Source organism: Vandammella animalimorsus (assembly GCF_002288875.1).
In the GTDB taxonomy this organism is placed as follows: domain Bacteria; phylum Pseudomonadota; class Gammaproteobacteria; order Burkholderiales; family Burkholderiaceae_C; genus Lampropedia; species Lampropedia animalimorsus.
The window spans coordinates 37,041-51,437 of sequence record NZ_NTBH01000008.1 but is presented as its reverse complement, the minus strand read 5'-3'; the positions used below and the strand labels follow the sequence as shown (position 1 = coordinate 51,437).

The window sequence follows — 14,397 nt, the reverse complement described above, 5'->3', positions numbered from 1 at the left end:
AGCGTCAAGCCTGCGGGGCAGGCGCCAGCAAGCCACGCGCGCGCAGCGCCGCCAACACCTCGGCCTGCACCTGGGCCAGCGGTGCATCGGCATGGATGCGCACGAAGCGCCCAGGATGCTGGGCAGCGCAGCGCGCATAGCCTTGCGCCACGCGCTCGAAAAATGCCTGGGCCTCCTGCTCGAAGCGGTCAGGCGTGCGCGCCTGGCGCAGGCGCTGCGCGGCCACGGCTGGCGGCAGGTCGAACCACAGCGTGCAGTCCGGCTGCAGCAAGCCGCTTGGGGCGCAGGCGCTGGCCTTGGCAGCATCGGTCTGCAGGGCGTGGGCATTGGCCGGGGGAGGCGGCAGCGCGTGGCCGCCCTGCACCCAGGCCTGCAGCTGTTCGATCCAGGCCCAGGGCTGGCTGCGCCCGCCACCCTGGTAGGCGAAAGTGGCATCGGTGAAGCGGTCGCACAGCACGGTCGTACCCTGGCGCAGCGCCGGCGCAATGACTTGCAGCAGGTGCTCACGCCGGGCGGCAAATGCCAGCAGGGTTTCGCTCAACGCATCCATGCGCTCGTGCAGCAGCAGCTCGCGCAGCCGCTCGCCCAGCGGGGTGCCGCCGGGCTCGCGCGTACACAGCACGCTCTGGCCCTGGGCGCGCAAGGCCTGGGCCATGGCCTCCAGATGGGCGGACTTGCCTGCGCCGTCGATGCCTTCGACGCTGATGAACCAGCCGCGCCGCGCGGGCAGCGGCGCGGGCGATGGGGGTTGCGCCTGTGGCTGAGTGCTGGCCTGGCTCATGGCTTGCCCCGGATGTAGCGATCCACCGCGCGGTTGTGCTGCTGCAGGGTGTCGCTGAATTCGCTGGAGCCATCGCCGCGGGCCACAAAGTACAGCGCGCTGGTTTTCTCCGGCTGCACCGCCGCCAGCAGCGACTGCTTGCCGGGCATGGCAATGGGTGTGGGCGGCAAGCCGGTGCGGGTGTAGGTGTTCCAGGGCGTGTCGGCCTCCAGGTGGCGGCGGCGCAGACGGCCATCGTAGGCATCGCCCAGGCCGTAGATCACGCTCGGGTCGGTCTGCAGCAGCATGCCTTTGTTGAGCCGGTTGATGAACACCCCGGCGATGCGGCCACGGTCGCTGTGCCGTCCGGTTTCCTTTTCGACGATGCTGGCCAGAATCAGCGCCTCATCGGGCTTTTTCAGTGGCAGATTGCGGTCGCGCTGTTGCCAAGCGGCCTCCAGCATGCGGTCCATGGCCTGCAGCGATTGTTCGAGCACGGCCAGATCGCTGCTGCCCTTGGCAAAGAAATAGGTGTCAGGAAAAAAACGCCCCTCGGGGTGTACCCCTTCGCGGCCGAGCTGAGCCATGATTTGCGCATCGCTCAGCCCCGTTGTCTGGTGCTGCAGCGGCTGTTGGGCCAGCAGTTGGCGCATTTGCTTGAAGGTCCAGCCTTCGACGAAGGTGATGGATTGCAGGGTTTGCTCGCCACGCACCAGGCGCCGCAGCACCTGCCGGGGCGTGACTCCGCTGTCGAACTCGTAGTAACCGGCCTTGATGCGCTGGCCCTGGCCACTGGCACGCAGCCCCCAGTACAGCAGCGTGGGTGGAAGCCGGAGCACCTCGGCATCGACCAGCGCCTGCGCCACGCCGCGCGGCGTGGCGCCGCGTGCGATCGTCAGCTCGGCCGGGGCAGGCTCAATGTGCAGCGGCTGATCGCGCCACCACAGGCCATAGGCCAGCGCCGCACCCAGCAAAGCCAGCACCAGTAACAAGAACAAAAACAACTTGCGCAGCAAGGGAGGGCTTCCTTCTGTTAAAAACCGGGCCGCGCCGCCATCGCGCCGGGACCGGAAAAGCCGCGCACGATAGCACGAAACCCCGCGCCATCCGCGCCCTCCTGCGGCCCCTGCCGGCCCCATCCCCTTCCCGTCATACCGCCCAGATCGACCCCATGTCTACGCTTGCCGCCCCTGCCCTGCCCAATGCCGACGCCACTATTTGCCCCATCACCGAGCTGGGCGTGCTGCACTGCAGCGGCGACGATGCGTTGCAATTCTTGCAAAGCCAGCTGAGCAACGACTTCGCCCTGCTGAGCCACGACAGCGCGCGCCTGGCGGCCTACCTGAGCGCCAAGGGACGCATGCAGGCCAGCTTCATCGGCGTGCGCCTGGGCCCCACAGACGTGCTGCTGCTGGTGCACCGCAGCCTGCTGGCGGCCGTGCAAAAACGCCTGTCCATGTTCATCTTGCGCGCCAAAGCGCGCCTGAGCGACGCCAGCGCGCAATGGCAGCTGCACGGGCTGCTGGGCCAGGCCGCCATTGACCAGGCCATCTCAGTCACGTTGGCCGAAGACGCTGGCGATGCCAACGCTGCTCCAGCCCCGCTGGCCCCCTGGCAAACCGTGGCCAACGCCGCTGCGCGCAGTGGCGCAACGGCCAATGCCGCGCCGGCCTGGGTCATCGGCCTGTACCCGGCCGCCGGCCTGCCCCGGGCGCTGCACATCGCCCCTTGCGGCAGCGCCGCCGGCCTGCCCGCCACATTACCGCCGCAGGCCTGCGCCGCCTGGGCGTATTCAGAGGTACTGGCTGGCGTGGCCACCATCAGCGCCCCCGTGGTCGAGCTGTTCGTGCCGCAAATGCTCAACTACGAGTCGGTGGGCGGCGTCAGCTTCAAAAAAGGCTGCTACCCCGGCCAGGAAGTGGTGGCGCGCAGCCAGTTCCGCGGCGCCATCAAGCGCCGCGCCTTTCTGGCCAGCGGCCAGGCCAGCCAACTGCCCGAGCCCGGCACGGAAATCTTCAGCGCCAGCGAGCCCGAGCAGCCTTGCGGCGTCATTGTGCAATCGGCCTGGCACAGCCAGGCAGAAGTCAGCGGCAGCAGCCCGCACCCCTTCGCCGCCATCGTCTCGCTGAAGACGGACTGCGCCAGCCAGCCGCTGCAACTAGCCACCGCTGACGCCGCTGCCGTGCCGCTGCAGATCCAGCCCGCGCCCTATCCGATCCTGGACGATGTGTGAGGCGGGCACACAAACCAGGACGCCCGCCGCGCCCGAGCGGCTGTTGAAGTGGGCGAAGCCGTTCAGCGCCGCCCGGCGCGGCTGAACAGCCAGATGCCGGTCACGACCAGCACCGTGCCGGCGGCCAGCCATGGGGTGAAGGGCTCGCCCAGCAGCCAGACGCCCATGGCAATGGTCGACAGCGGGCCGATCATGCCGATCTGCGCCGTCAGGCTGGCGCCGATGCGCTCCATGGCCATCATCACCATCAGCACGGGCGCCACGGTACAGGCCGTGGCATTGAGCAGGCTCAGCCACAGCACCGGCGTGGCCACCTGCTGCGCGGCGCTCAATGGGCGGGTCAGCAGGAACTGCGCAATACAGCACAGGCAGGCAAAGCTGGTGGCCAGCCCGACCAGGCGCAAAGCCTCCAGGCGCTGCACGTATTCGCCGCTGAAAAACAGGTACAGGGCATAGCTCAAGGTGCCGCCAAAGACCAAGCTCGCCCCCAGGGCGGTGTCGGCCGTGCCCGGCAGTTGCATCTCTCGCCCGAAGACCAGCAGCGCGCCGCTGTAGCTCACAAGCACGGCCAGCCAGTGGCTACGGCTCAGACGCGCGCCGCGCAGCGCCCAGCCCAGCAACATGACCAGGGTGGGCGTCAGGTAGAGGATGAGCCGCTCCAGCCCGGCGCTGATGTATTGCAGGCCCATGAAGTCCAGCAGGCTGGCCAGGTAGTAGCCCGAGATGCCCAGGCCCATGACGGCCAGCATGTCGCGCCGCGTCAAAGGCGGCTTGCCGCGCCCGCCCCACCAGGCCATGGCGATGAAAAACGGCAGCGCAAACAGCATACGGTACATGATGAGCGTGACCGCATCGACGCCATGCCGATAGGCCAGCTTGACGATGATGGCCTTGCCGCTGAAGGCCACAGCCCCCAGCGCCGCCAGCAACCAGCCCGAAGCCATGGACGGCGCAGGACTGGGAGCTGCCGGGGTGGCAATGGCAGGGGATGGTGCGGTCGGCATGGTGGACAAATGCGAGGGAAGGTCTCTGCCCCGCGCCGCGCACTTTTCGAGGCGCTTGGATACAGGTGCGGGCGCGCATTATTCCAGCACCTAAAAATCGTTTGCAGCGACGAGCGCAAAAACAAAACCCGGCCATGGGCCGGGTTGGATGGAAATGGCGCCTGGCCGCCACCTCTCTTGTACAAGGGTGTGGGCCAGGGCGCCGCTTGACAGACCGGCAGATCAGGCAGATCAGGCCGGTGTCATCAATGGCGCATCAGAAGCCGCCCATGCCGCCCATGTCGGGCATGGCGGGGGCTGCCGGCGCGTCCTCCTTCGGGGCTTCGGCGATCACGGCTTCAGTCGTGAGCAGCAGCGATGCCACGGAAGCGGCGTTTTGCAGCGCAGTGCGGGTGACCTTGGTGGGGTCCAGAATGCCCAGCTCCAGCATGTCGCCATAGCTGTCGTTGGAGGCGTTGAAGCCGAAGTTGCCCTGGCCTTCCAGCACCTTGTTGACCACCACGGAGGGCTCGCCACCGGCGTTGGCGACGATTTCACGCAGCGGCGCCTCGATGGCCTTGAGGATCAGGCGGATGCCCGCCTCCTGCTCGGCGTTGTCGCCCTTGAGTTTGCCTTCCACGGCAGACTTGGCGCGCAGCAGAGCCACGCCGCCGCCAGCGACGATGCCTTCTTCCACAGCAGCGCGGGTGGCGTGCAGGGCGTCTTCGACGCGGGCCTTCTTCTCCTTCATTTCCACTTCGGTGGCTGCGCCGACCTTGATCACGGCCACGCCGCCAGCGAGCTTGGCCACGCGCTCTTGCAGCTTCTCACGGTCGTAGTCGCTGGTGGCTTCTTCGATCTGGATGCGGATTTGCTTGACGCGCGCCTCGATGTCGTCGGCCTTGCCTTCGCCGTCGATGATGGTGGTGTTTTCCTTGCCCACTTCGATGCGCTTGGCTTGGCCCAGGTCGGCCAGGGTCACCTTCTCCAGGCTCAGGCCCACTTCCTCAGCGATGACCTTGCCGCCCGTCAGGATGGCGATGTCTTCCAGGATGGCCTTGCGGCGGTCGCCAAAGCCGGGGGCCTTGACGGCCACGACTTTCAGGATGCCGCGGATGGTGTTGACCACCAGCGTGGCCAGGGCCTCACCCTCAACGTCCTCAGCAATGATCAGCAGCGGACGGCTGGCCTTGGCGACGGCTTCCAGCGTGGGCAGCAGGTCGCGGATGTTGCTGATCTTCTTGTCGAACAGCAGCACAAAGGGGTTGTCCAGCACCGCCACTTGCTTGTCGGGGTTGTTGATGAAGTAGGGGCTGAGGTAGCCGCGGTCGAATTGCATGCCTTCGACGACGTCCAGCTCGTTGTTCAGGCTCTTGCCTTCTTCCACGGTGATCACGCCTTCCTTGCCCACTTTGTCCATGGCTTCGGCGATGATCTTGCCCACATCCTCATCGCTGTTGGCGGAGATGGAGCCGACCTGAGCGATTTCCTTGGAAGTGGTGATTTGCTTGGATTGCTTCTTCAGCTGCTCAACCAGCTCGGCCACGGCCTTGTCGATGCCACGCTTGACTTCAATCGGGCTGTGGCCAGCGGCCACGTACTTCAGGCCTTCGCGCACGATGGACTGGGCCAGCACGGTGGCGGTGGTAGTGCCGTCACCGGCGATGTCGTTGGTCTTGGAAGCCACTTCCTTGACCAGCTGAGCGCCGATGTTCTGCAGCTTGTCCTTGAGCTCGATTTCCTTGGCCACGGACACACCGTCCTTGGTCACAGTGGGGGCGCCGAAGGAGCGCTCCAGCACCACGTTGCGGCCCTTGGGGCCCAGGGTGACCTTGACGGCGTTGGCCAGGATGTTGACACCTTCGACGATGCGAGTGCGTGCATCGGTGCCGAAAACTACGTCTTTTGCTGCCATTTTGAAAAATCTCCAGTGGGAATGAGCGTTGACCGCACTGCTGGGGCGGAGCCAGGCTCAAAAAAATGAATGGGTGCGGCGGGCGCGGGATTACTTCTCGACGACAGCGAAGATGTCGTCTTCCTTGAGCACCAGCACTTCCTGGCCGTCAACCTTGACGGACTGGCCGCTGTACTTGCCGAACAGCACGCGGTCGCCGACTTTCACGTCCATGGACAGGCGGTCGCCATCGTCGTCGCGCTTGCCAGGGCCCACAGCCAGCACTTCGCCCTGATCGGGCTTTTCAGCGGCGTTATCGGGGATGACGATGCCCGAAGCAGTGGTGGTTTCGTTTTCCAGACGCTTGACGATCACGCGATCGTGCAAAGGACGCAGAGCCATGTGTTCTCTCCTGAGAATTGCAAAAAAATTGAACGGCGGGTCTGTGACTTGACCTGACAAGCGGCGCGCAGCCGACTGCAGTCCCCACAGACCCCATTGGCTGGGCGAGGCAAAGCAAAACCAAGCATTAGCACTCACCCGCAACGAGTGCTAATGATACGGACGAAAAAAGCCATTTCAAGGGACTGCGTGGCAAATTTTTTCGGGCTCTGGGCGCCTAGTTTGTTACGCTTGCATGACTTGCCAAGCCACCCAGCGCAGGCGCTGCTTGCAACCGCAACCCTGTGCTGAACGCCAGCATTTGTGCCTGTATTGACTGACGCGCGCGCTTCTGGAGCCACCAGCCATGCCCACCTCTGCTTCTGCCCACAAGATTCTCGTCGTCGGCGGCGCCGGCTACATCGGCTCGCACATGGTCAAGCACCTGTGCCGGCAGGGGCTGGCGCCGGTCGTGCTCGATGACCTCTCGGCCGGCTACGCCGATGCGGTGGTGGCCGGCGCCGAGCTGGTCGTGGGTTCGGCCGCAGACGCTGGCCTGCTGACGCGGCTGTTCGCGCAGCACCGCTTCGATGCGGTGATGCACTTTGCCTCCTTCATCCAGGTTGGCGAGTCAGTGATCGAGCCGGCCAAGTACTACGCCAACAACGTGGCCGCCACGCTGACTTTGCTGCAGGCCATGCGCGCGGCCGGCGTGCCGCGCTTCATTTTTTCTTCGACAGCGGCTGTGTACGGCGACCCACAGCAAGCGCTCATCGACGAAGATCACCCCAAGCAGCCCATCAACCCTTATGGGCGCAGCAAGTGGATGGCCGAGCAGATGCTGGAGGATTTCGACCGGGCCTATGGGCTCAAGTCGGTCTGCCTGCGCTATTTCAATGCCGCTGGCGCCGACCCAGAGGGCGAGCTGGGCGAGCGCCATGTGCCCGAGACACATTTAATCCCGCTGGTGCTGCAGGCCGCCGCCGGGCGGCGCGCGGCCATCGCGGTGTTCGGCACGGACTACGACACGCCCGACGGCAGCTGCATCCGCGACTACATCCACATCGCCGACCTGTGCCAGGCCCATGCCCTGGCGCTGCAGCATCTGCTCGCAGGCGGCCCCAGCCTGCGTCTGAACCTGGGCAATGGTCAGGGCTTTTCGGTGCTGGAGGTGATCGAGGCCGCACGCCAGGTCACCGGTCGCGACATCACCGTGCGCCTGGAGCCGCGCCGGCCGGGTGACCCAGCGCGGCTGGTGGCCGACAGCCGCCTGGCACGAAAGCTGCTGGGCTGGCAGCCGCGCCATGCCGATCTGCGCACCATCATCGCCCACGCCTGGGCCTGGGAGCAGGCCCACCGCTGGCCCTAACGATGCCCCCCAAAGCCAGGGGCTCGCTTGACGCCACTGCCTACCCAGCCCCACACAAGCGGCACGGGCGGTATGGCCATCATTGCCTGTACTGCGCGCGCAAGGTAAAACTGCCTGCGGATAGGCGCGCATCCTCCCGCCATGGCTGGTTTTGCCCGGCAGCGGAAAGAAATGTAACAATTATTCAAATCAACGGGTTAGCGCTGCCCATGAAAAATTTAGCTTGTCACAATATCCAGCACCGCGCTGCGCAGAGGGCATTTGGGGGAGCGCAAGCTTCATCGACCCATACCCTCCCTTGACCGACATTTCGGCTTTTGCGCAGGGCATCACCTTTTTGAACCGTGAATTTATGAACACCGAAAACGACACCCTGCCCGAACATGTCGCCACACAGCCAACGACGGCAGGGCGTGGCGACAAGATTCTGGTGGTCGATGACGATGCGCGCATCCGTGATCTGCTGCGCCGCTATCTGGCGCAGGAAGGCTTCGAGGTCATGGTGGCCGAAGATGGCAAGGCGCTCAATCGCATCATGCTGCGCGAGACCTTTGATTTGCTGGTGCTCGATTTGATGCTGCCGGGCGAAGACGGTCTGTCCATTTGCCGGCGACTGCGCGGCAACAACGATCGCACCCCGATCATCATGCTCACGGCCAAGAGCGAGGACGTAGATCGCATTGTTGGTCTGGAAGTGGGCGCCGACGACTACGTGGGCAAGCCCTTCAACCCGCGCGAGCTGCTCGCGCGCATCCACGCCGTGCTGCGCCGCCGCCCGACTATGGAGGCGCCGGGTGCGCCAGCGGGCGACAACGCCATCGTCAATTTCGGCGCATTCCGCTTCGACATGGGCGCGCGCACGCTGCACAAGAACGGTGAGGAGTTGCCGCTGACCACGGGCGAATTCGCCATGCTCAAGGCCCTGGTGCGCCACCCGCGCCAGCCGCTCTCGCGCGAGAAGCTGGCCTTGCTGGCGCGCGGGCGCGAGTTCGAGCCCTTTGACCGCAGCCTGGACGTGCAAGTCTCGCGCCTGCGCAAGCTGATTGAGGAGGATGCAACCTCGCCGCGCTACATTCAGACGGTCTGGGGCGTGGGCTACGTATTCGTGCCCGATGGGAACCACTGACACCGGAGCCTCTGACGCCGAAAGCCCTTGAAGCAGGCGGCCAACGCTGCAACCCTGTGCGACCGCGCCACTGCCTCCAAGGCGTGGCGCTGTGCCACCGTCGACCGGGCCACAATGGCCCGGTTTTGCTGCGAGCGCGCCGCCGCCCTGGCCTGCCGCTTGCACCGTGCGGGGCCCCAGGGCCCCGCAATTCCCATGCCGGGCCGTCTTTTACACTGCCGCCATGAAGAAAGCCCCAGCCCCAACCGACGACGACGACGCACCTCTTGAAGAGGCTCATGGGGCGCGCCAGCGCCGCATCCACCTAAGCCTGTTCTGGCGCACCTTCATCCTGCTGTCGCTGCTGCTGGTGGCCACTATCGTGGTGTGGATCCAGTCGTTTCGCGCGCTGGAGTTCGAGCCGCGCACGCTGCACACGGCGCAGCAGATTGCCACCATGGTCAACCTCAGCCGCGCCGGGCTGACACACTCGGACGCGATCGCCCGCGTCTCGCTGCTCAAGACGCTGTCCGAGCAGGAGGGCATGCGCATCCAGCCGCACGAGCCAGCCGACACCTATGAGCTGATGACCGACTCGGCGCTGGGCAACAAGCTCAGCGCCGAGCTGCGCAGCCGCCTGGGCATGGAGACCCTGGTGGCCAAGAAGGTCAATGGCACGCCCGGGCTGTGGGTGAGCTTTCGCCTGGGCGACGACTACACTTGGCTGTTGATGGACAGCTCGCGCCTGAGCCCAGTGGGCGGGCGCACGGTGCTGCTGTGGCTGATGGCGGCGGTGGGCATCTCGCTGGCCGGCGCGGCCGTCATCACGAGGCTGCTCAACAAGCCGATCAAGGAGCTGTCCAACGCCACCTTCCGCCTGGGCTCAGGCGATTTCGGCAACAGCCAGCTCAACGAGGAAGTGGCCACCAGTGAGATCCGCGCAGTGAACATCGGCTTCAACCGCATGGCCGAGCAGCTCTCCAAGGTCGAGCAGGATCGCGCCGTGATGCTGGCGGGCATTTCGCACGACCTGCGCACGCCGCTGGCGCGCTTGCGGCTGGAGACGGAGATGAGCGTGGCCGACGAGCTGGCGCGCGAGCACATGGTGGCCGACATCGTGCAGCTCGACGCCATCATCGACAAGTTCATGGACTATGCGCGCCCCGTCTCCGGCAAGCGCAACAGCGTCAACCTGCAAAGCATCGTCTCCAACTGCGTGTTCTCCATCCAGGAGCTGGGCGAGATGGAAATCAGCACCCGCGTGCCGGGCGATTTGTACGTCTATGCCGACGAGGTCGAGCTCTCGCGCGTAGTCACCAATTTGCTGGAAAACGCCCGCCGCTACGGCAAGACGCCGGACACAGGCATCGCGCAGGTAGAGATCGTCGCCAGCGAGTTCTCGGGCTCCAAATACGTGCTGCTCAAGATCCGCGACCATGGCGCCGGTGTGCCCGAGGCAGAGCTGGGCAATCTGCTCAAGCCCTTCTTCCGTGGCGACAGCGCCCGCACGGCCGCCGCAGGCGCGGGCCTGGGCCTGTCCATCGTGGACAAGACCGTACAGCGCATGGGTGGGCGCTTTGCCCTGACCAATGCCAACAGCGGCGGCCTGGTGGCGCACATTCGCCTCGATCAGGCGCCCAGCAATGCGCAGTGGAAGGACGAGCAACGCTTGCAGCGGCCCAAGGTCAAGCGCAACGCATTCCCACCCACGCAGTTCTGACCTCCACAATCAAAAAGTCCTCGCATCTGCGAGGACTTTGGGGCAGGCCCTGTCCGAAAATGCCCGAAAGCCGGCCTAGGATTTCATTTGAGATTGCCCGAGAGGAATTTGGCCAACCGCTCGCTGCTGGGGTTGGCCAGTACCTGGCGCGGATCGCCCTGCTCTTCGATGCGGCCCTGGTGCAGGAACACCAGATGGTTGGAGACCTCGCGCGCAAAGCCCATCTCGTGCGTCACAACCACCATGGTGCGCCCCTGCTGAGCCAGTAACTGCATGATGCGCAGCACCTCACCCACCAGCTCCGGATCGAGCGCGCTGGTGGGCTCGTCAAACAGCAGCACCTCAGGCTCCACGGCGAGGGCTCGAGCGATCGCCACGCGTTGCTGCTGCCCGCCCGAGAGCTGGCTGGGGTATTTGTCGCCCTGGCCGCTCAGCCCCACCATGTCCAGGTAACGGGCCGCGGCCTCCAGCGCCTGCGCCTTGGGTTGCTTGAGCACATGCACGGGCGCCTCGATGATGTTTTGCAGCACCGTCATGTGGGCCCACAGATTGAAGTGCTGGAACACCATGGCCAGCTTGGTGCGAAAGCGCTGCAACTGGGCCATGTCTGCGGCGTGCAGCTCGCCATCGGCGTGCTTGCGCAAGCCCAGCTCCTCGCCCTTGAGCAGAATCCGCCCTTGGTTGGGGCGTTCGAGCAGGTTCATGCAGCGCAAAAAGGTGCTCTTGCCCGAGCCCGAGCTGCCGATGATGCTGATCACATCACCGGCGCGAGCGGACAGTGACACGCCGCGCAGCACCTGATGCTCGCCATAATTCTTGTGGATGTCCAGCACCTGGAGCTGGATGTCGGCGGGTGCGTGCTCTGTCATGGTCATGCCTGGTTGCCTCGTGGGTTCAGTGCGAATGGGGCTGTAGGTAGGCCGTATAGCGCTTCTCGGCCAGGCGGAACAGGCCCATCATCGTGAAGGTGACGACCAAGTACAGCGCGGCAGCAAACAGATACGCCTCGAAAGTCAGATAGTAATCGCGGTTGACCTTGCTGGCCGCCGAGGTCAGCTCGAACAGCCCTGGCACCGAGCTGGCCAGACTGGTGCCGTGCATCATCTGCATCACTTCGTTGCTGTAGGGCGGCAGCGCGCGGCGCATGGCGCTGGGCAACACGATGCGGCGCATGACCTGCCAGCGCCCCATGCCCATGGCGTAGGCGGCCTCCACCTCGCCCCGGCTGGTATCGCGGATCGCCCCAGCCAGGATCTCCGCCAGATAGCCCGCGTGGTTGATGCTGAAGGCCAGCATGGCGCAAAACAGCGGGTTCTTGAAATGCGTCAGCGGCCAGACCGTATCCCACAGCGCCTGCACCCACTGCAGCTGGGCGATGCCGAAATAGATCAGGTAAATCTGGATCAGCAGCGGCGTGCCGCGCACGAAGTAGGTGAAGGTCGAGGCTATGCGCTGCAGTATCCAAGAGCGTGACACCAGCATCAGCGCAAACACCACGCCGGCAATGCCACCAGCCAGCAGCAAGCCGGCCAGCATGGCAAACGTACTCCACAAGCCCTTGAAATACAGCTGCAGGGTCGCAGGCTCAAAAATCACAGCCCATTGCATGCGTCACTCCCATTCATAGGCTGATGGTCTCGCTGCCCAGGCTGTAGCGCGCATGGATCTTGCGCAGCACCCATAGCGACAGGCTGGTGAACAGCAAATAAATGCCCGCCACCAGCAGAATGAACAGGAAGGGCTCGCGCGTGGCGCGGCCAGCCTGCGTGGCCAGATAGGTCATGTCTTGCAGATTGATCAGGCTGACCAAAGCCGTGGCCTTGATCAGCGCCATCCAGCTGTTGGTGAAGCTGGGCACCACGTAGCGGATCATTTGCGGCAGCGTGATGCGGCGAAACACCTGCCAGCGCTGCATGCCAAACGCCAGCGCCGCCTCGCGCTGGCCAATGGGAATGGCCTTGATGGCGCCGCGGAAGTTTTCCGTCATATAGGCCCCATAGATGAAGCCAATGGTCAGCACCCCGGCCATGAACGGATTGATGGAGATGCCCTGCGTGTAGCCCAGGCGCTCCAGCAGCATATTGAGCAGCGTGGTGCCGCCATAAAACACCAGCAGCAGCAGCAGCAGCTCAGGCACACCGCGCACCACCGTGGTATAGATCTGCCCCAGCGCCATCGCCAGGCGATTGCGCGAGAGCTTGGCCCCCGCCCCCAGCAGCCCCAGCACGATGGCCACCAACAACGAAGCCAGCGACAGCGCCACCGTCAGCAGCGCCCCTTGCAGGATGGAAAGATAGTAGCCAGTCATGCCCAGACCTGTTCACGCGCCCGCACACTTGTCACACTTGCTGCCGCGCACCCGATGCCACCACGCGCACCAGGCGCCCAACAGTAAAGCCTGGCTGGGGAGTCATGGCGACCGCCCCAACCAGACCTGTATTTGCGCCAGTTGGCGCAGTGTGGCTATGCACCCAGTCGCCTAGGCCACAGGCCCAGGACATGCCTTGCGCGCGCCCATTCAATCAATCCGCGCCGTACGGGTCGAAATCGAAATACTTCTTGGCAATTTCCTGGTATTTGCCGTTTTCGCGCAGGGTCTTGATGCCCTTGTTGAGCTGCTCCTTGAGCTCGGGCTGGCCCTTGCGCAGTGCAATGCCCATGCCTTCGCCGAAGTACTTCTCGTCCAGCAGGTCAGGGCCGACGACCTTGAAGTCCTTGCCCTCTGGCTTGCCCAGGAAGGCGCCATCGACCTCCATCTTGTCGGCCACCGTGCCATCAAGACGTCCGGACTTGATGTCCAGGTAAACCTGATCCTGCGCTTCATAACCCATCAGCTTCACACCGCGCGGGGCCAGTTCGCCCTCGGCATAGCGCTGCATGGTGCTGCCCTTGAGCACGCCCAGAGTCAGGCCCTTGAGGGAGTCCAGATCCTTGAAGTCCACCGAGTTCTTGACCACGATGACGCTGGGCGTCTTGTAGTAGCGGCCGGTGAAATCGATCACGCGCTTGCGCTCTTCGGTGATGTTCATGTCGCTGATGATCACGTCGTAGCGGCGGCTTTGCAGGCCAGGGATCATGGCATCCCAGACCTGCTCGACGAATACGCACTTGCGTTTGAGCTCTTCGCACAGCGCATTGGCGAAGTCGATGTTGAAGCCCACCAGCTCACCCTGGGCGTTTTTGTAGACCATGGGCTCGTAGGTCGGGTCCACGGCCACGCGCAGATCCTGCGCCCAGGCCAGCGAAGAGCCCATCGCCAGGGCTGCGGCGACAGCTGCGCCAAGAAGTCGTTTTTTCATCATGCTCCATCCTGAAAGGCAATGCCGGGAGGGGCATGGCGCCCACTCCCAGCCAGTCCAAATCACGCCGGAGGCCTTTGCGCGGCAATGACCGCCGCAAAAATGCGGCACCGCCACCGCTCACGTCCACATGGCACCGGCAACATACGCGCGATTCTAGTGCGTCAAAAATGCCCCCGTACATGCCAACGCCCGCTGCACAGCGCATTTACGGGTAAACCATCGCATCGCAGGCCACCTCCTTGGCTTAATATCGACAAGGCTATAGTTTTCGCTTCATAAAAATCCCAAAGTTATAATGAGCCGCTTGCCGCTCTGCACTTTTATTTCCGCCCCCAGGCCTCGTTTCCCCGCTTCTTTTTGGCGGCCAGCGTGGCCAATCCACCGACCATTGGTGTTGCACCCGTGTTGCAGTCGCCCTGCGTACCCTGCACTGCACCTGGCTCACCATCCCGACACCCAAGCGCAATGGGCAGCAGTTCCGTCTATGCGGTCTGCCGGCCCCGCCCTGCGCAGGTAGGTTTGCCCCATAGCCTCGCTGGTTAATGCATACGCAGCTTGGGCGCTCCACACTCCCCAAGCCTGTACGGCGCAATGCCGTTGCCTGTCCAGGCTATCAACGCAGAGGCGCTGGCCTGTCGCCTACACACAGC

General features: G+C 64.5%; 13 protein-coding genes. 4 read left to right on the top strand and 9 right to left on the bottom strand.

Going from position 1 to position 14,397, the window contains the following annotated elements; genetic code table 11:
* Nucleotides 1-4 precede the first annotated feature (4 nt).
* The gene (tmk, locus tag CLI93_RS11690) at nt 5-781 is read right to left on the bottom strand and encodes a dTMP kinase (protein ID WP_095543244.1); all 777 of its coding nucleotides are present in this window, start codon (nt 779-781) and stop codon (nt 5-7) included.
* Nucleotides 778-1,773 (bottom strand): endolytic transglycosylase MltG, encoded by a 996-nt coding sequence (gene mltG, locus CLI93_RS11685; protein ID WP_238945900.1) that lies wholly within the window; start codon nt 1,771-1,773, stop codon nt 778-780. The genes tmk and mltG overlap by 4 nt, the downstream gene beginning before the upstream one ends.
* 158 nt (nt 1,774-1,931) lie before the next feature.
* Between mltG and ygfZ the strand changes: the two genes are divergently transcribed.
* Nucleotides 1,932-2,993, top strand: a complete 1,062-nt coding sequence (gene ygfZ, locus CLI93_RS11680) for a CAF17-like 4Fe-4S cluster assembly/insertion protein YgfZ (protein ID WP_095543242.1) — start codon at nt 1,932-1,934, stop codon at nt 2,991-2,993.
* A gap of 62 nt (nt 2,994-3,055) precedes the next feature.
* Here ygfZ and CLI93_RS11675 read toward each other — a convergent pair whose 3' ends face one another.
* From CLI93_RS11675 to groES, 3 genes are all read right to left on the bottom strand, one after another.
* On the bottom strand, nt 3,056-3,997 hold the full coding sequence (locus tag CLI93_RS11675; RefSeq protein ID WP_095543241.1) for a DMT family transporter: 942 nt from the start codon (nt 3,995-3,997) through the stop codon (nt 3,056-3,058).
* 256 nt (nt 3,998-4,253) lie between these two features.
* Nucleotides 4,254-5,891 carry a chaperonin GroEL gene (gene groL / locus CLI93_RS11670; protein ID WP_095543240.1) on the bottom strand — a complete coding sequence of 546 codons (1,638 nt, stop codon included), beginning with the start codon at nt 5,889-5,891 and terminating at the stop codon, nt 4,254-4,256.
* Between the two features lie 90 nt (nt 5,892-5,981).
* Entirely contained in the window at nt 5,982-6,272 is a 291-nt protein-coding gene (groES, locus tag CLI93_RS11665; RefSeq protein WP_095540217.1) for a co-chaperone GroES, read from the bottom strand.
* 346 nt (nt 6,273-6,618) lie between these two features.
* Between groES and galE the strand changes: the two genes are divergently transcribed.
* The 3 genes from galE (at nt 6,619) to CLI93_RS11650 (ending at nt 10,445) form a co-directional block, all read left to right on the top strand.
* Nucleotides 6,619-7,620, top strand: coding sequence for a UDP-glucose 4-epimerase GalE (gene galE, locus CLI93_RS11660; RefSeq protein WP_095543239.1), 1,002 nt, complete (start codon nt 6,619-6,621; stop codon nt 7,618-7,620).
* A gap of 352 nt (nt 7,621-7,972) precedes the next feature.
* Entirely contained in the window at nt 7,973-8,746 is a 774-nt protein-coding gene (gene ompR / locus CLI93_RS11655) for an osmolarity response regulator transcription factor OmpR (protein ID WP_095543251.1), read from the top strand.
* A gap of 223 nt (nt 8,747-8,969) precedes the next feature.
* Nucleotides 8,970-10,445 carry an ATP-binding protein gene (locus CLI93_RS11650; RefSeq protein WP_095543238.1) on the top strand — a complete coding sequence of 492 codons (1,476 nt, stop codon included), beginning with the start codon at nt 8,970-8,972 and terminating at the stop codon, nt 10,443-10,445.
* 83 nt (nt 10,446-10,528) lie between these two features.
* Here CLI93_RS11650 and CLI93_RS11645 read toward each other — a convergent pair whose 3' ends face one another.
* The 4 genes from CLI93_RS11645 to CLI93_RS11630 all read right to left on the bottom strand — a co-directional run bounded on the left by CLI93_RS11645 (nt 10,529) and on the right by CLI93_RS11630 (nt 13,744).
* Nucleotides 10,529-11,320, bottom strand: coding sequence for an ABC transporter ATP-binding protein (locus CLI93_RS11645; protein WP_275249646.1), 792 nt, complete (start codon nt 11,318-11,320; stop codon nt 10,529-10,531).
* Nucleotides 11,321-11,339: 19 nt separating this feature from the next.
* Nucleotides 11,340-12,053 (bottom strand): ABC transporter permease, encoded by a 714-nt coding sequence (locus CLI93_RS11640; protein ID WP_095543237.1) that lies wholly within the window; start codon nt 12,051-12,053, stop codon nt 11,340-11,342.
* 13 nt (nt 12,054-12,066) lie between these two features.
* Entirely contained in the window at nt 12,067-12,753 is a 687-nt protein-coding gene (locus tag CLI93_RS11635; protein WP_095540196.1) for an ABC transporter permease, read from the bottom strand.
* 214 nt (nt 12,754-12,967) lie between these two features.
* A complete protein-coding gene (locus CLI93_RS11630; protein ID WP_095540195.1) occupies nt 12,968-13,744 on the bottom strand; it encodes a transporter substrate-binding domain-containing protein in 777 nt (258 codons plus the stop codon).
* Between the last annotated feature and the right edge of the window lie 653 nt (nt 13,745-14,397).